The sequence below is a fragment of the Cuneatibacter sp. NSJ-177 genome (genome assembly GCF_022867805.1).
Taxonomy (GTDB): domain Bacteria; phylum Bacillota; class Clostridia; order Lachnospirales; family Lachnospiraceae; genus Pseudolachnospira.
The window spans coordinates 70,718-88,387 of the sequence record NZ_JALIFO010000004.1; the positions used below are offsets into that span (position 1 = coordinate 70,718).

Below are 17,670 nucleotides of genomic sequence, written 5' to 3' on the forward strand. Positions count from 1 at the left end.
TCCAAAACTTATTTCTCTCCGGCGTTCCGGTTTAAATCTTGATAGCGCTTCTTCATCTCATCGGAAGACCAAAGCGAAGCATTGTGAATCCCCGCCTTTTCCGGATCAAATACCGGGTTGAGGCCGGCCTTTTTCTGACGTTCGAAATCGTCGATTGCCTTTTTCACAATGCCGGAAAGCAGAAGCAGGCAGATCAGGTTGGTCCAGCACATAAAACCGGTTCCGATATCATTCATGGCCCATACCAGGCCGCCCGACTTCACCGAGCCGAACAGTACCATCCCCAGGAAAATCACCTTTAACGCCAGGAACAAGGGTTTTGCTTTTTCTCTTTTCTCGTCGCTCATGAAGAAGACGGCATTCGTCTCGCCGATGTAATAAGCCGCCATCAGGGAGGTAAAGGAGAAGAAGAACAGAGCGATGGCCACGAAGGCGCTGCCCAGATTGCCGAACACCGTGCTAGCCGCAGCCTGCGCCCAGGAAGCTCCGGCCGCCACGCTGCCCATGCCGTTAAACAGCACTTCGCCGGTGGCCTCGCTGGTTACATTGTAGCAGCCCGTCACCAAAACCATCAGTGCGGTGGCCGTGCAGACCAGCAGAGTATCGACGTAGACGGAAACGCCCTGAACCATTCCCTGCTTGATCGGGTGAGAAACCTCAGCCGCAGCAGCGGATTGGGGAGCGGTGCCCATACCGGCGCTGCATGAGTTCACACCGCGCTTTACCCCCCAGACAATGGCGGAGCCGACGATTCCGCCGAACACGGCGTTTACGCCGAACGCGCTGGAGAAAATCAGGCCAAAGGTGGCCGGTACCTGGGTAATGTTCGCGCCCAGAACGATCAGGACCATGACGATGTAAGCCACCGACATGAAGGGAACCACATACTGAGAAACCGTTGCGATCCGCTTTACATTGCCAAAGATGATGAAAGCCATCAAAACCACGATGATCAGGCCGCCCGCCCAGGTCGGGATATGGAATGCGTTATCCAGGGAAGTGGTGATCGCGTTGGCATGGACGCCGGGGATCAAAAGCAGATTTCCCACTGCACAGAAAATAGCGAACAGGACAGCCATCCACTTCTGACCTAAAGCCTTTTCCATGTAGAAGGCGGGGCCCCCGCGGTACTCGCCCATCTTCTTTTCTTTGTAAATCTGAGCTAAGGTACACTCTGCCAGAGAGGTTCCGGCTCCGAAAAATGCCAGGATCCACATCCAGAAGACGGCGCCGGGTCCTCCGACTGCGATCGCCGTAACGACGCCGACGATATTACCGGTGCCGATCCGCCCTGCCAGGGCCATAGAAAACGCCTGAAAGGGAGATACTCCCGCGGCGCTGGTGTTTTTCTCCACCACCAGCTTGATGGATGTCTTGAAATAGCGGAGCCAGAAAAACCGGGTCCGCACCGCAAAGAAAACTCCGACAAACAGACACAGGACGATCATGGCATTTCCCCACAGAAATCCACTGACCGTGCTTACAAATTGTTCCATAGATTTTTCCTCCTATCTCTTATGGATTTGTTGATATCTCTTTATATAGCAATTCCTGTGCCAACTTTTTTAAAATGAAAGAGCCGCGTTTTTTCGCGGTTTTTCTTCCTTTCCCGCCACGCCGCTCTTGCAATATGGGGGAATTCCTCACCCCTTTTATTTATTGGGTTTCCAAATACCCCTTTAGCATCTCGGCCGTCTCTCTTCCCCTGGGGGTCAGCACCGTGCCGCCGCGCCCGCGAGACATCTCCAGCATTCCAAACTGTTCCAGTTCCCGCAGGATCCCCCTCAGCTTGGCCTCTGTGCAGCCCACTTCTTTCAGCGCCGGTTCCTCCCCCAGGCTCCTTCGCCCTGCCGTCTGTCCTCGCTCCGTCCTCAGGCGGATCTGCTCCAACACCAGCAGGGAAAGAGACGCCTCCTGTTTGGTGTGCAGAATATAAGTTAAAAATGCTTCCGGCAGAGCATTTTTCGGCAATGCCGCCGCCTCTTCCTGTTCAAACAGCGAATCCAAATCCTTTCGGGTAATCTTCTCCTGATTCCAGTTGGCAAAATATTCTACGCAATTTCTCAGCTCCCGGATATTTCCCTCCCAACAGGTTGCCTGGAGGAACTTTAGCGCTTCTGGCGAAAACTGATAGGAACACCCCAGCTGGCGTTTAAAGTTCTCGATCAAAAGAGGAATATCCTCCGGCCGTTCCCGCAAAGCCGGAAGTTTCAGCGGAATTACATTCAGGCGGTAATACAGATCCCTCCGGAAGGTCCCCTGCTCCAGCTGCTGGCGCAGGTTCCGGTTGGTCGCGGCAATGATCCGCACATCCACATCCACGACGCAGTCTCCTCCAATCCGCATGATCTCCCTTTCCTGGAGGACTCGGAGCAGCCTCGTCTGCAGATGAATCGGCATCTCGCCAATCTCGTCCAAAAACAGAGTTCCGGTATCCGCCTGCTCAAAAAGCCCCCGCTTCCCGCCCCGAACCGCCCCGGTAAAAGCCCCTTCCTCATAGCCAAACAATTCGCTTTCCAAAAGAGATTCCGGCAAAGACGCGCAGTTTAATCCGACAAAAGGGCGGTCTTTCCGGGAGGACGCGTTATGGATCGCCTGCGCCAGAAGTTCCTTTCCGGTCCCGCTCTCCCCGCTGATCAAAATAGAAGATTCCGACTTTGCATTTTTTTCCGCCAGGCTGATCAGCGACTTCATCCGCTCCGACTGGGTGATGATGTCGGGAAACCAATATTTCGCCGTATAGCCCCGGCCCGGCACATGCCGTTTCGTTTTGATTTCCTGCGCGTATTCCACGGTCATATAATTTAAAACGCTGTCTTGCTGAAACCGTTCCAGATAAAGTTGAATCAGCACCTCTTTTCCCTGAATGGAATAGCGCTTCTTCTTCCCCGGCTTCATATTCATGACAGACTGCCGCATTTCCTCCTTGGGAAACAGCCGCAGGACTTCCTCCCCGACCATCTCCTCCCCCTGAATCCCAAAAATCTCTTTTGCGAGAGAATTATAGGTTTTGATCTTACCGTCCCCGCTGAAGGCAATCAGCCCGCGCCCCTCCGCCTCCTCCTCTTTTCCGTCTGGGCTGTTTACATACTGGAAGGTGGATCCATAATTGGCCGGGATAATTTCCCGGCAATACTGCCGGACGGCCGGGGAATTAAACAAAAAACCCAGATCCAGTGTCAGGAGAATATAGACGATCGTGGCGATATCGATCTGACGTTTTCCGATCTCAACAATCTTTTTGACGTATGGCGGAACACTCCAGCGCTCTCCGGGCGAGACGGCGATCTCCACTTTCTCCCGAACCTCGGAATAAGGAGCATAGGGAATCAGCTCTACATTTTGAATCCCCAAATGATAAAGCTGTTCCACGCACTGTAAGCTGAGGTTCATATTGACGTTGACCAACAGAGCCCTGGTGCCTTTCGGCAAGGCCTGGATTGCTTCATACCCTTTCCGTGAAATCGTCAGATTGGCGCGGACAATCCGGGTGCCGGGGAGGACCTGTTTCCGGGCAATCCGAAACATGTCGTCGCTGGATACCAACACCAGATCCTCGCAAATATCGGTATAGACCGAGCCATCTTCCATACAGTATCCTTTTATATCCACATAGCCCTTCAGGATTTTATCAAATAAATTCCAGTAGTCTTTCAGGGCGGCTTTGGAGTAGGCAACGATTGCTAATGTTTTCATTTGTTTCCGTCCTTTCTGCTGATGGAAAGAGAAGCCTTTTTTCAGGGCCGCAGCATCTTTCCCTGACGCAAACGGCATCTGGCGCATGTCTCCATGCGCCAGATGCCGGTCACACCTACCGCGAATGATCCATTTGCCTATTGAAATGTAATCATACCGGTTTTCTTATTATAAGCAAATTCTGTTCCATAAGGCTCGCTGCGGCGCGCCATTTCTTCTGCAATATGCTCCGCTGCTTCATCGCTGGCCACGAAAGGCAGGCCCCGCTTAATCGGATTGTCCCGCTGCATATCAATATCAATGGGGAGCAGCTCATACTTTGTCTCGCCGGTTTCATCGTCTATGTCCACAACAACGATAAAATGTTCCGAGAACCGCCGTTCCGCATAAAATCCCTTCCAGCTGCCATCTTCAAACTTGGCGCGGAAGCTGTGCAGATCCGAGGGGTAGGCATCCACAGGAAGATGGTATGTATGGTACATCTCCGGCGATACCATGGAGTTTCCCGCCTCAAATTCCATCACCGTGCTTCCGAGATCATAGAAGATCGGCTTACCCTTGTAGACCTCCATGCCTCTGGGGTAATGAGCGCCATGGCTCACAAAAACGCTGGCCCCCGCATCAATCGCCTTATGGGCATACTCTTCCAGGAACTCCGGTGAAAAATCAGAATACCAGTTTTCATTCTTTCCTTCGTGGGAATGCACGCTGGCGATCACATAATCGGACCGGCGCGCAGCGTCCCGGATGCTGCGCAGCAAAGCGTCCTCGTCCTCTTCATTCGTATAGGTCTTTACCTCTGCACGCTCTCCCTGCTCGATATAGAGATAATGCTCCATGGCCGATCCCAGTTTAAAGCTTGTCTCTCCCTGAGGGGCCCAAGTTTCCACACGTCCTGTCTCGTCCATGCTCTCCCTGGTTCCCCATGCCTGGTCAATCGCTTTCAGCTGCTCAAACTGCTCTTTCGTTACATAATAGGTATGACCCCACCGGAGAGGCGCCAGCCCCGGCCGCGCCACCGTATCCGCACTGGCATCCGCGCCCAGGGCGCGGTCCGACCACGTAGACGAAGCCGCCACCACACTGACGCGCCCTTTGGCAGTATCCAGGAACTTGGCTTTCCTGGCATCCGACAAATTTCTGCCAACGCCGCACGGCTCGATATCCCTTGCTTCCGCCTCCTCGATCGTATCCAAGCAGCCGCGCCAGCCATAGTCCACCGTATGATTATTGGCGAAATTCACCAGTTTAATATTCAGATCCACAAACTCGTTTAATGTCACCGGATGCACCGAGGTCAAATACATCGTAAATCCAGGCGGCGTATCCTGACGCGGCGTACTGAACTCTGCATTGGCAAACACAGCGTCCGCGCCCTTTAACAATTCCACAATCTTAGGATCAATCCGATCCATCAGATGACGGCTGGAAAACAAGAAATCTCCGCAAAGTACAACTCTCATAAATTATATCATCCTTTCTATCTTTATACTATGCCTAAGTTTTTATTCCTCAGGCTCCCCTGCTGAAACGGGGGCATACCTTTTATTGTGATATGTAACGCATATTTCGTGCCAATTCTATCGCCCTTGATTTTCCGTAATTTCCGGAACCCGCCACCTTTTATCGGGTTATGCCTCCGCCCTTTCTCCGTCCCAAATGCCCCATTTTCTCAGAGATTTCGTCTGCGCCTTCCATTACAAGACTGGCGTATTCCATCACATCCTCTGGAAAACGAAAATCCGGGGTAGAAATCGCAAGACAGCCCTCCAGCTTTCCATCTGCATTAAAAATGGGGGCGGCTGCACAGCCGCAATGGCGGTCCCAAGGTCCATCCTTGGAGGAGAAGCCCCGCTGCCGGACCCGCATAATCTTGTCTCTCAGAGACGCCACATCCACCCCTGGCTCCGCCTCCAAAATCTGCTGGAACAGCCTTTCCCTCTTCTCTTCCGGGCAATAGGCCAAAAGAACCCGGCCCGTACAGCCGACCCAGAGCTTATCCCGTACACCGATCTCCGAAGCCATCCGGATTTTCTGAGGGCTGTCCACCTGCTCCACACAGACCCGATGAATGCCGTCCCGCACAAAAATATGGACGGTCTCCTGCGTTTCCCGATTGATCCGCTCCATAACAGGAAGTCCGACGCGCCGAAGCCCGGCATTATTTCTAACCAACGCTCCGAGATAATAGATCCTGTGCCCAAGACGATATTTTCCATTCTCCTCATTTTTCAAAAGAAAATCCTTTTTCAGAAGAGTGCTAAGAAAACGGGATGCCGTCGAAGTGGTCCAGCCCATCTTCCGTGCGATCTCCACATGGGCCAGCTCCTGCTCCTCCGTACTAAAAAGCAGCAGCACATCCAAAGCTTTCTCCACGCTTTTTATATACTTCTTCTCCTCATCCCCCATCCGAAAAATCCCTTCCACCAAAATTCCTTTTCCAACAACAAAACCACCCCCGCCTTCCCAAAAACATGCCAAGGCAACAGGCACCCCAAGTGAAGAACAGCAAGCCTTTCCTCTCTCCCCCAATCACACCCGCCCGCCTAGCATCTACAATCATCTGGCAAAAAGCGTGCCCAAGGGGGAGGGGAGCGCGAGGGGGGGACCTGCGGGCATCGCAACTCTGAGCTGGTCCCCCCCTCGTATCACTTCAGCAGATTCGGCAAGATCAAACTCAACGGCGGTACATAAGAGATCACCAATAGATCCACCACCAAAAGCCCAATATACGGCAAGATCGGCTTCACAATCTCCTCATACTTAATCCCCGCCACCTGAGACGAGACGAACAAATTCACTGCAAACGGCGGCGTAATCGCGCCGATCGAGAAGTTAATGACCATAATGATACCGAAATGAATCGGGTCGATGCCAAGAGCAACCGCCGCGGGCATCAAAATCGGAGCCAGAATGATCATGCCAGGACCGGGATCGAAGAACATGCCCACGATAAACAGGAAAATGTTAATCATGATCAGGAACAGATATTTGTTTCCGGCAATGCCGATAAACCACTCCGCCACCTTGTTGGGGATCTGCGCGGACGTCAGCACATAAGCAAACAGATCGGCCGTGGAAAGCACCAGCATGATGACCGCCACCAGGATCGCGGCTTCCGCAAAGGTTGCCATCAGCTTCTTCCAAGTCAGTTCCTTGTAAATTACAAAACCTACCAAAATCGCATAAGCCACGGCTACGGCCGAAGCCTCAGTGGCGGTGAAAAAGCCGCCGTAGATACCGCCGAGAATAATAACCGGCATAAACAAGGCCCAGATGGCATCCTTAAAACTTTTTCCTCTTTCTTTCCAGGTGTGCTTCTTGTCCCCGGTGTAACCCTTTTTCCGGCAGACATACCAGGCATAGAGGATCTCCGTCAGGCCCAGCAGGATCCCCGGAACCACACCGGCCACAAACATGTCGGTGATCGAAACATTGGTGGCCACGCAGTAAAGGATCATGGAGATACTGGGCGGTATGATGACCGCCAACCCGGCCGCCGAAGCCTGGGTTGCCGCGGAAAAGCGGACGTCATAGCCTCTCTTTACCATGCTGGGGATCATGATGGAGCCGATGGCCGCGGCAGTCGCAGCGGCTGAACCGCTGAGGGCGCCAAAAAACATACAGGAAATAATCAATATCGTAGCCAGGCCACCATGGTAATGGCCGACCATCGAGCTGACAAAGTCCACGATTCGTTTGGAAATCCCGGTGCTCTCCATCAAGGCTCCCGCCAGGATAAAAAAGGGAATTGCCAGCAGGGTAAAGGAATTCAACCCGGTAAAAAACCGCTGCGCCACCAGTCCGGCCGGCATATTCATGCCCAGGATGGTGATCGAGGAGGCAAGCCCCAGGGAGACCGCCACCGGAACGGTCAGGAGAAAGAGAACAAACATTACGATAAACATTACAACGATCATACCTTTGCCGCCTCCTTATCCTGAATCGTTAATTCAAAAATATTGGCAAACATATTCAAAGCCATGAACACGCTCCCGACCGGGATCGCCAGATACGGGATTGCCATGGAAATTTTCAACGCTGCGGACAGTGACTTATAGTTCACCATCATAGCGGATGCGCCGCAGTATACGGTCAGAACCGCAAAGCCAAGGCTGATCACGGCGGCGACCCAATAAAAACGGTGCAGCCCTTTGTCCGACATTTTCGCCAGCATCGGGAGGACCTCCATCCGAATCAGGCGGCCGGAACGGGCAGCCAGCCCTGCACCCAGATACACGATATAGATGATCAGGAACCGGCAGAGCTCATCACTCCAGGGAACGGAAAAATGGGTAAAGTTGCGGACAATCACCTGCAAAAACGCCGCCAGGAACATCACCACAAACATTGCGATTACGATCACCCGGATTACCTTGTTAACCGCATCCACGATTTTAATGTAAAGCGACATTGCCAAACCTCCTCTCCAGTCAGAAAGGGAGCGGCCGGAAAACCGTCCCGCTCCCTTTTCATTTTCGTATCTATTTTGCGGGATGCGCTGCGTTGGCGGCATCGGCTGCTGCCATCAGTTCATCGTACAGAGCCGAATCATAACCCTTCACCATCTCATAGATCGACTGGCTCATTTCCTTCATCTTCGCAAATTCGCCTTCATCCAGAGATTCGGTTACGACTACGCCGTAGTTATCCTGCATGTCCTTCAGAGCGTCCTCATTGTAAGTGGTCATGTAATCCTTATGAGCCATCTTTGATTCGGCAACTGCCTCCATCAGGATGTTCTGCTGTGCTTCGCTTAAGCCCTCCCAGGCCGCATTGCTCATCAGGAAAGTCATGATGTGGAACACACGGTTGGACATAGTCAGATGCTTCTGCACTTCATAGAACTTGGAGCTGTAGAAAGAACCGATCGTGGTTTCCTGTCCGTCCACAACACCCTGCTGCATGGCCAAAAACAGTTCTCCGAACGAGATCGGAACCGGCTGCACGCCCAGGCACTCCCAGGATGCGATGGCCATATCCGAAGTCATGGAACGCATCTTCATGTTATCCAGGTCGGCTACGGTCTTGATGTCTTTTTCGTTGTTGCTGATGGCATAGAAACCGTTCTCATAAAAACCGAGGCCGCGGATTCCGTTGTCCGACAGGCTGGTCAGCAATTTTTGAACCGGCTCGCTGTCCTGGAACTCATAGGCTGCGTCCCTGCTGTCAAACAGGCAGGGCAGATCGAAGAAGTTATACATCTGGTTCAGAGACTGGATACCCGCCGGGCCCATCAGGGCGAAGGTCACGCCGTTCATCTGCATGGCTTCCAGCAGAGCGGCATCGTCGCCGAGAGAACTGTCATAGTAGAGCTCCACCTTCATGTTGCCGCCGCTCTTCTCTTCAACCAGTTTTGCAAAATTCTGAGAAGCAATCGCATAGGGGTGAGTGTTTGCCACCGTCAAGCCGAATTTAAAGGTCTGAGGATCGCCGAGATCATCCGGATTCACCGCCGCGCCGCTTCCGGCCGCCGTGGTCCCCTCTGCTGCTGCTGTGCCCGCCGCCGCTGTTGTTCCAGCTGCCGTAGTCCCCGCCGCCGCTGTTGTGGTATCGCCCGATCCACCACAGCCTGCCAGGCTTCCCAGAGCCAGGACCGCCGCCAAGCAGTAACACATGATACGCTTTTTCATAAATTTTCCTCCTTTTTGATTCTTTTCTCGTTTTGCGTTCCCTTTTCTTTTTAGTCCGTATAGCGGACTTAAACTCCGCAAAACTTTGTATGGTTATCGTAGCATTTCTCCTGCAATTTTGTCAATACTATTTCTCATCCTATTTGTTGTTTTCTGTTTAGTATTATCTTGATCAGAGCTATTAGATATCTGGCACATAATTTGCTATTATTCAAATAGGTAACAGGAATTTCTTTTGTTCTTTTCATTTGCTTTTCGTATTTTTCTCAAGGCAGATCTCACAGCAAAGGTGTCTCCTCCTCGCTTTTGGGTTCAATTCTTATCCCATAGAAAAGCGCGGCTTTCTTAGTCCAAGATGCAATCCATTTTAATCTCCATATAATCTCTTAAGATTTATATATATTTCTCCAGTTCATGTGCCTTCTAAATCCATCCAAATTCCCCTGCATTTTACCTTTTTTTCCAACCGGTTTCCTGTTTTTTCAAGGTAAAATAGAATTATCCTGCGCTCTTTTTTATAATATGTTGACATTTTTTGATCTCCTGCTCCTGCGGCCTGACAGTTTTCAGGGCGCCGTTTACAGATCCGCGGCCAATTCGGCCCTCCAATCAGAGACTCAAAACCCCAAACAATTATTTTCGGGGAAACGATTCGTACATAAAGTCCTTTATGTGATTGCCACCTTCTTTCACAAAAGCAACGATTTACAAGATTAGTAACGAGGCGCAAATTTTTAATAAGCAAATTTGAACTTACACTTGAAGAAGAAAACCAAGTGTGTTAAATTATCTATAAGATCTGATACTTCGTATAAAATGTGATAACTTTACTCGTCATATGTGTTTCCATTTTCAAAGCGCATGGAAGCATCCCTTGTTCTCTGATCCCAGGATACCTGCCAAGGCACAGAGAAAGGACAAAAAATGACGAAAGAAACCGTAACGGTAAACCCCAGGTACAAGGACCGGCTGTTCCGCAGCATCTTTGGAAGAGAAGAAAACCGAGCTTTTCTGCTTTCCCTCTACAATGCGCTAAACCATACGGAATACAAGGATCCGAACGAACTGCAAATCGTAACGCTGGATGATGTGATCTACATGGGAATGAAAAACGATGTTTCGTTTTTGGTACAGGGAACGATCCATCTTTATGAACACCAAAGTACCGACAATCCGAATATGCCAGTAAGAGAGTTACTCTACTATGCCAGGCAACTGGAGGCATACAGCAAGGCCAACCGCCTAAACTTATTTGGTAGCAAGCAGGTAAAGATTCCGACTCCCCGCTGTATCGTGTTCTACAACGGCAAAAAAGACCTGGCGGAGGATTGCTACGATCTGCACCTGTCGGATCATTTCTGCGTTCCGGATCCGACCCATGGGTACCAGTGGACTTCAACCGTATTCAATATCAACGCCGGACATAATACGGAGTTGATGGAACAATGCCCATCGCTGAAAGAGTACGCAGCATATGTGGCAAAAGTTCGGGAATACGAAAAGTCGATGGAGCTGACGGAAGCTGTGTATCGGGCGGTGGACGAGGCGGTTGCCTGGCCCTGCCTGGGCGAATTCTTTGTCCGGCATAAAAGCGAGGTGATAGATGTGCTACTAACAGAATTTGATCGGGAACTATATGAGAAAGATCTCCGGGAGGAAGGCCTGGAAGCCGGCCTGGAAAAGGGAAGGAAAGAGGCCATTCTCGCCAACATCCGAACGATTATGCAGACGTTAAATCTAACGGAAGAACAGGCCATGCAAGTGTTGAAAATTCCGGAAGCGGAACAGCCGGAGTATGCCATGTTGCTAAACCAATAGGTTGAATTTCAAGGAAAGGGACTGCAGGCCAGCTAAATATATTAGCTGATCCGGCAGCCCCTTTCCTGAAAGAAACTTTTTCCGCTCCTACATCATCCCAAACAGCTTCGGAAGCCCGATGCTGATAATCGGAAGGTAGGAGATTAACAATACATCAATGACGACAATCGCCATATAAGGCAGCAAATTCTTTATCATCGATTCCATCTTAATATTCGCCACCTGGGAGGCCACGAACAGGTTGACGCCGAACGGAGGCGTGATCTGGCCCAGCGCGCTGTTGCAGACCATGATGATGCCGAAGTGGATCGGGTCGATCCCAAGGGAAACAGCAACCGGCGCCAGAATCGGAGCCAGAATGATCATCGCAGGGCCTCCGTCAAAGAACATTCCCACAAAGAACAGCAGAATATTGATGATAATCAGAAACACATATTTGTTCCCGCCCAGGCTTAAGAAGGCGTCCGCCACCAGCTGAGGCACTTTCTCGTAGGTTAAAACCGAGGCGAACAGGCCGGCCGTGGACAGAATGATCATGACCACTGCGGTGGTGATACTGGACTTTAGGAAAATCTGGAATAACTGCTTGAATGTGATTTCCCGGTAGACGAACAGAGCCACCACCAGCGCATAAGCGCAGGCAATCGCAGCAGACTCTGTCGGGGTAAAGACGCCGCTGTAGATGCCGCCCAGAATAATCACCGGCATCAGCAACGCCCAAATTGCCTTTTTAAAAGCCGTCCATTTTTCCGCCCCCGTGTATTTTCGGTCTCCCACATACCCTAACTTTTTGGAAGTACGGCCGGCATAGAGGATCAACGAAATACCGATCAGGATTCCCGGTACAATACCGGCGATGAACATGGTTCCGATCGAATTGTTGGTGCCCACACAGTAGAGTACCATCGGAATGCTCGGCGGGATAATGACTCCGATCTGGGCCGCTGTGGCGGTCGTCGCCGAAGCAAAACGGATATCGTATTTCTTATTCACCATCGCGGGAATCATAATTGCCCCGATGGCAGCTGTCGTCGCGCTTCCGGAACCGGATACCGCGGCAAAAAACATGGATGCCACAATCGTGACGATCGCAAGGCCGCCGTAGCGGTTTCCCACACAGGTATTGGCAAAATCAATCAGACGGCGGGAGATGCCGCCTCCCTCCATAATCGTACCGGCCAAGATAAAGAACGGGATCGCCAAAAGCGTAAAAGAATCCAGGGACGCGAACAGGCGCTGGCCAATGTACATAATGGGCATCCCCGCGTCAATCACAACCGGCAGGGACGCAAGCCCGATGGCTACCGCAATCGGAGCGGAAATCAGAAAAAAGAATATGAAAGCAATCACAAGGAACAGCAGGCTCATTCTGCCACACCTCCTTTGATTTCATCCTGTGCGTCCGGATCGATCAGGCACGCAAAGGTATTCAAGATTAAGAGAACACACCCAGCCGGAATTCCCAGGTAGGGGATCCACATGGGGATCTTTAAAGCAGGGCTCTGCTGCATTGCCGCAAGCTGCATTGCCATCATGGCCGCATAGCCTGCCAAGGCATAAAAGGCAACGGCGATCAGCCCTACAATCACTTCCAGAGCCTTTCTGCCTTTCCCCTTGAGCGGAAGGGCGTCCACCAGCACGGTCAGACGCGTCAGCCGGCCCGTCCGGGCTGCCAGGCCTCCGGCAAAATACACAATGTAAACCGTCAAAAACTTCGCCACTTCTTCCGACCACGCCACCGGAATATGCAGCACGGAACGGCAGATGACAGAACCGACAATGGATGCCAGGGCAGCGGCGAACATCAGCACAACCAGGACCTTTACCACCCGGTTCAGCCCGTCCACCAGCTTAATAAATATCTTCATTTACTTCTCCTCCTCAGCCTGAAAGGTAGTTGGCACTGCGAAAACTTTGTTCACCATGTGCCCCCCAGTGTTTTTTGGTGCGGCCGCGCAGCAAGGAAGAATCATCTCCCGAACCGTGCGGCCGCCGCCGCAATTATTTCATGGCTTCTACGGCATCATTCAGGCGGGTCACGATATCCCCGTGGGCTTCCAGCGCATATTCATACACCGGCTCGCAAGCCTCACGGATCTTGTCCAGCTCTCCGTCCGCCAGCTTGGAAATGACGTTTCCGTTCGCCTCCATGGTCTTCAGATCCTCTTCCACAAGTTTCTGATTGTTTTCACGGTGCCACAGGATCGCTTCGTCCACCGCTTCCTGCACGGCCTGCTTCTGCTCATCGGTCAGCTGATTCATAAACTGATCACTGAAAGCAACAATCAAAGTCATATACATGACCGGGAAATCCGTCACATATTTCTGAACTTCATAGACCTTGGAATTGATCACGTTGGGAGCAATGTTGCACTGAGAGTCGATAACGCCCTGCTGCAGCGCTGTGAACAGTTCGCTGAAGCTCATGATCGTTGGCAGCATCCCCAGGCATTCCCAAGTCATCTTCTGGGCAGTTGCTTCCTGGGAACGGACCTTCAGCCCCTTTAACTGATCCATGGTGGTAATTTCATTCTTGTTGTTGGTCAGGTAATAGTAGCCACCTTCCATAAAGCCATAGCCGGTCACTCCGGTTCCGTTTAACAGATCCATGACTTCCTGCCCCAGCTCGCCGTCCTGGATGGCATAGGCGATCTCTCTGGTCGGGAACAGGGCGGGCAGGTCAAATACTTCCAGCCCCGGCGCAAAGATCGAAAAGGTATTGGTGGAGCACATGGTGCCGCTCATCATTCCCATCTGCATGGACTCGATCACCTCGCGGTCCGTGCCCATCTGTCCGTCATAATACATCTCGCATTTGACAGCTCCTCCGGTCTTCTCCTCAATCAGGTCCGCCATTTTCTGATAGGCTTTCGCGTAGGCATGATCCGCAGATACGGTTAAGGCCAGCTTGCAGACAATCGCATCGCCGGACGGCTCCGCCTTTGTCGTGTCCGCCTGCGCCGTCGTTGCCGCGGCTGCGCCGGTGGTTCCGGCCGCCCCCGTAGTCTCCGCCGCCGTCGTCGTTCCTCCGCCGCTTCCACAGGATGCCATTCCCAAAACCATCACTGCCGATAACAGGATACTCATTGCCTTTTTCATTTGATTTCCTCCTTCAAGTTGTTTATCTTTCCACTCCGGAATTGGTCCGGAGAAAAAAGTCCTATCACATTTTTTCAAGTACACGCACGGTCATTTTGTTCTATAGAAGTACACGCTTTTGGGAAACAAATCAGCACGCCTGATCCGGTTCGCCGGTTTCCTCCAGCGGGAAAAACTTCAAAATGTGGGTGGCTGCTACCACGATCTCCTGATTCTGATTGAAGATCTCCAGCTTTCCAAAGGATTTCAGGTTTTCTTCGTCCAGCTCCACAATCGTATAGACAGCCGTCACCGTATCTCCCGGAAAGACCGGCCGGATAAAGCGCACTTTGTCAAATCCATAAGATACGCTGGGCATCGATGATTTGGCCTGGATCTGGATCAGAGTCGTCGCGGTTACGCCGATGGAAAACGTCAGCATGCCGTGGGCCATCCGGGTTTTATATTTCGTCGTCTTCATAAACGCCTCATTGGTGTGCATCTGGCTGAAATCCCCGGTGGTTCCTGCGAACTGATAGATATCGCACTCCGCTATGGTTTTGGTAAATGTCGTGCTGTCCCCGATTGCAAAGGGAAGCTTATATTTCTTTTCCTGGCTCATGATCCGCTCCTTTCCGATCCTTTGTCTTTGCCTTAAATTCTTCTCGGATTCCCATGTTCTCATCCCGGAAGAGTCTCGCATCCATCTCCTTTAGGTCGGGAGATACAAGGGGACGAAAATCCATCTGGGAAAAAATATCCCGCTCCAGATCCAGTCCCGGCGCAACCTCCGTCAGCACTAGGCCTTCCGGACTCAGCCGGAACACAGCGCGTTCCGTGATATAGACGGCTTCCTGTCCTCTTTCGGCGGCCTCCCGGCCGTTGTAAGTGATCTCTGGAACCTGTTCCACCATCTTCCGGTAACGCCCCTCCTGCTCGATGGAAATCTTCCCGTCCTCCACCTTCGTCCGGAGCCCGCCGCTCCGGAGCGTGCCGCAAAACACCGCTTTCCTGGAATTCTGGCAAATATTGACGAAACCGCCGGTTCCCATGGCCTTGCCGTTAAATTTATGTACGTTTACATTGCCAAAGCGGTCCAGCTCCGCAAAAGAGAGGAACGAAATATCCAGCCCTCCGCCGTCGTAGAAATCGAACTGGTAAGGCATATCCACCAGGGCTCTCATATTGACGGTGGCTCCGAAAAAGATTCCCTGGGCGGTCACGCCTCCTACGGCTCCGGTCTCAACGGTCAGGGTAAACTGTTCATTCACCCCCTCTTCCTTTGCCACCACGCCGATGCCGTCGCAGATTCCCACTCCTACATTCCCGATATCGCCGGGTTCTACCTCCATCAGCGCCCTCCTGGCGATCACTTTCCGCTCATTGAGAGGCATCCGTCCGGACTCTTCTTCAAAGTCCTGGATATAATCCCCGGAGATAAACCGGTTGACCGGCGCGCCGTATAATTGTTTTTGTTCCGGAACCACCACCAGGGCGTCCACCAGATATCCGGGAATATGAACCCGTTTCGGGTGAAGGCTGCCGGCTTTGACCACCTTTTGCACCTGGCAGATCACGGTTCCTCCGTTATTGTGCACCGCCATGGCCGTGGCCAGGTTGTCCACATTCACCACCTCATCCTCCATGGACAGATACCCTTCCGTGTCGGCTGTGGTCCCCCGGATGATCGCTACGTCCGGAAAGATGGTCCGGTATTTCAAATACTCTTTTCCATCCTGCTCATAGAGCTCGATTAAGTCTTCCTTCGTAACTTCGTTCAGCTTGCCGCCCTGCTGTCTGGGATCTAAAAACGTGCCAAGCCCTACATGGGTGATCACCGCCGGCTGTCCGGCCGCCGCCGCCCGCATCATCTGGCTCATCACTCCCATCGGGAAGTTGTACGCCTCGATTTCGTTTTTATCTGCCATGTCGGCGAGGCGCGGGGATTGTCCCCAATGACCTCCGATTGCGGCTTTCACCAAGCCCTTTTGGGCCAGAGGAGACATCCCTCTCTCCTTCCGGTCCCCCAATCCTGTCGAATGAAAGAGAGTCAGATCTTTCGGGAACCCGGTCGTGCGGTACCGCTCCGCCAAAGCTTCGATCACTTCCGTAGCCTCCGTAATTCCCCCTCCGGCGCCGCAGAAGGCAACGGTATCTCCATCCCGGATCATTTCCACTGCTTCCCGCGGTGTCATAACCGGCACCCGGAACACGGTCCGTCTTTTCTTCCTCTCTTTTTTTACCAGTGCATCCATCAAATTTTAACTCCTTACCATTCAGATGTTTTCCCATCTGATTCTGTTCGGCTGCGCAACCGGTATATCTGCATTATATTGAATTTTTCCGAAGAAGAAATGTAATATATTTTGAACCCTTTCCAATTATCTTCTGGTATCCATTCCAGCGGAAATTGACGTTTTTTCATGCTTATGATAAGATAAGGGGTGAAAATCTCCCCTTTCATCCAATTATCTTACACACTTTTTTAAACTATCTTATCAATCGAACGGCTGCTTTAGCCGCCGGATCTTTGGGCTTTCATTGAGGAAAAGCAAATTTAAGGCGGAACCGAGACGGCCCGGATAGAGAGGACTACAAATGGATTACAGACGGGAAACGCAAGAACGAATTCAAACCGTGTCCAAAGATTTCCTTCCGATCGTGACCAGGATTACTTGTTCACAGGAAAATCACACGTGGAAGGCCAACGTGCACATGCACGATAATGAAGTTGAATTGCATCTCGTAAAACAAGGCTCCACCACCGTCACCATCCATAACCAGTCATTTACCGTGACGGCCGGGGATATCCTTGCAATCAGTCCCGGATTTCTTCATATGGTGGAATCCGACGCCCCTGTCTACCTTTATACCTGCCGGTTCCGTCAGTCGCCTTTTGCGCCGGGAAATGAAGACGTGGTAATCCGGCCGGATGTCTCTCCGGTGATGTCTTCCGGAAAATATTACACTTTTATTTTAAAGCTGATGGAGGCAATGGTGGAAATTGCCCAGCACGGAATCGCCCAAAACGCCGATATCTGTAATATGTTGGGCGGCGCTCTCTGGAACATATTCCGGCAAATCTTTTCCACCTCGCAGATCGCCTTTTCTCTGCCGAAAAAATCCCTGTCCCAGGACATCCTTCATTATATCAACAGTCATTATGACCAGGATGTGACCCTGGCCTCCCTTTCTCAGGCCTTCTTTGTCAGCAGCAGTCACATCAGCAGCGAATTTAAAAAGGAATTCCATATCTCTCCCATTAATTATCTGATCAATCGAAGAATCTGCGAGGCCAAATGGTATCTGATCAACACGCAGCAGCCGGTCCACGAGATCGCTCAGCGGGTCGGCTATGGGAATTGCTACCATTTCAGCAAGCTTTTCACAAAACGATCCGGTGTCTCCCCGGAAAAATTCCGCGAGATGCACCGGATCGTATAAA

General features: G+C 51.7%; 14 protein-coding genes. 2 read left to right on the forward strand and 12 right to left on the reverse strand.

Going from position 1 to position 17,670, the window contains the following annotated elements:
- Window positions 1–8 precede the first annotated feature (8 nt).
- The 7 genes from MUB23_RS07715 to MUB23_RS07745 form a co-directional block, all read right to left on the reverse strand.
- Window positions 9–1,496 carry an alanine/glycine:cation symporter family protein gene (locus MUB23_RS07715; RefSeq protein WP_244799809.1) on the reverse strand — a complete coding sequence of 496 codons (1,488 nt, stop codon included), beginning with the start codon at window positions 1,494–1,496 and terminating at the stop codon, window positions 9–11.
- Window positions 1,497–1,656: 160 nt separating this feature from the next.
- On the reverse strand, window positions 1,657–3,696 hold the full coding sequence (locus tag MUB23_RS07720; RefSeq protein ID WP_244799810.1) for a sigma-54 interaction domain-containing protein: 2,040 nt from the start codon (window positions 3,694–3,696) through the stop codon (window positions 1,657–1,659).
- Between the two features lie 137 nt (window positions 3,697–3,833).
- Window positions 3,834–5,159, reverse strand: coding sequence for a CapA family protein (locus MUB23_RS07725; RefSeq protein WP_244799811.1), 1,326 nt, complete (start codon window positions 5,157–5,159; stop codon window positions 3,834–3,836).
- A 160-nt stretch (window positions 5,160–5,319) separates the two neighbouring features.
- Entirely contained in the window at window positions 5,320–6,177 is an 858-nt protein-coding gene (locus tag MUB23_RS07730; RefSeq protein WP_244799812.1) for an IclR family transcriptional regulator, read from the reverse strand.
- Between the two features lie 167 nt (window positions 6,178–6,344).
- Window positions 6,345–7,616, reverse strand: a complete 1,272-nt coding sequence (locus tag MUB23_RS07735) for a TRAP transporter large permease (protein ID WP_244799813.1) — start codon at window positions 7,614–7,616, stop codon at window positions 6,345–6,347.
- Window positions 7,613–8,110, reverse strand: a complete 498-nt coding sequence (locus MUB23_RS07740) for a TRAP transporter small permease (RefSeq protein WP_244799814.1) — start codon at window positions 8,108–8,110, stop codon at window positions 7,613–7,615. Before MUB23_RS07740 ends, MUB23_RS07735 begins: the two co-directional genes overlap by 4 nt.
- A 70-nt stretch (window positions 8,111–8,180) precedes the next feature.
- A complete protein-coding gene (locus MUB23_RS07745) occupies window positions 8,181–9,329 on the reverse strand; it encodes a TRAP transporter substrate-binding protein (protein ID WP_244799815.1) in 1,149 nt (382 codons plus the stop codon).
- A gap of 924 nt (window positions 9,330–10,253) precedes the next feature.
- Here MUB23_RS07745 and MUB23_RS07750 point away from each other — a divergent pair.
- Complete coding sequence (locus tag MUB23_RS07750) at window positions 10,254–11,147, forward strand: hypothetical protein (RefSeq protein ID WP_244799816.1); 894 nt, start codon at window positions 10,254–10,256, stop codon at window positions 11,145–11,147.
- 87 nt (window positions 11,148–11,234) lie between these two features.
- Here the strand turns inward: MUB23_RS07750 and MUB23_RS07755 are convergent, their stop codons facing one another.
- The 5 genes from MUB23_RS07755 to MUB23_RS07775 all read right to left on the reverse strand — a co-directional run bounded on the left by MUB23_RS07755 (window position 11,235) and on the right by MUB23_RS07775 (window position 16,480).
- Complete coding sequence (locus MUB23_RS07755) at window positions 11,235–12,515, reverse strand: TRAP transporter large permease (protein ID WP_244799817.1); 1,281 nt, start codon at window positions 12,513–12,515, stop codon at window positions 11,235–11,237.
- The gene (locus tag MUB23_RS07760) at window positions 12,512–13,015 is read right to left on the reverse strand and encodes a TRAP transporter small permease (RefSeq protein ID WP_244799818.1); all 504 of its coding nucleotides are present in this window, start codon (window positions 13,013–13,015) and stop codon (window positions 12,512–12,514) included. The genes MUB23_RS07755 and MUB23_RS07760 overlap by 4 nt, the downstream gene beginning before the upstream one ends.
- Before the next feature lie 133 nt (window positions 13,016–13,148).
- Window positions 13,149–14,246 carry a TRAP transporter substrate-binding protein DctP gene (dctP, locus tag MUB23_RS07765; protein WP_244799819.1) on the reverse strand — a complete coding sequence of 366 codons (1,098 nt, stop codon included), beginning with the start codon at window positions 14,244–14,246 and terminating at the stop codon, window positions 13,149–13,151.
- Between the two features lie 130 nt (window positions 14,247–14,376).
- Window positions 14,377–14,847 carry a MaoC family dehydratase gene (locus MUB23_RS07770; protein ID WP_244799820.1) on the reverse strand — a complete coding sequence of 157 codons (471 nt, stop codon included), beginning with the start codon at window positions 14,845–14,847 and terminating at the stop codon, window positions 14,377–14,379.
- Window positions 14,825–16,480, reverse strand: coding sequence for an acyl CoA:acetate/3-ketoacid CoA transferase (locus MUB23_RS07775; RefSeq protein WP_244799821.1), 1,656 nt, complete (start codon window positions 16,478–16,480; stop codon window positions 14,825–14,827). Before MUB23_RS07775 ends, MUB23_RS07770 begins: the two co-directional genes overlap by 23 nt.
- Window positions 16,481–16,823: 343 nt before the next feature.
- Here MUB23_RS07775 and MUB23_RS07780 point away from each other — a divergent pair, with 343 nt between their 5' ends.
- Window positions 16,824–17,669, forward strand: coding sequence for an AraC family transcriptional regulator (locus tag MUB23_RS07780; RefSeq protein ID WP_244799822.1), 846 nt, complete (start codon window positions 16,824–16,826; stop codon window positions 17,667–17,669).
- Window position 17,670: the final 1 nt, after the last annotated feature.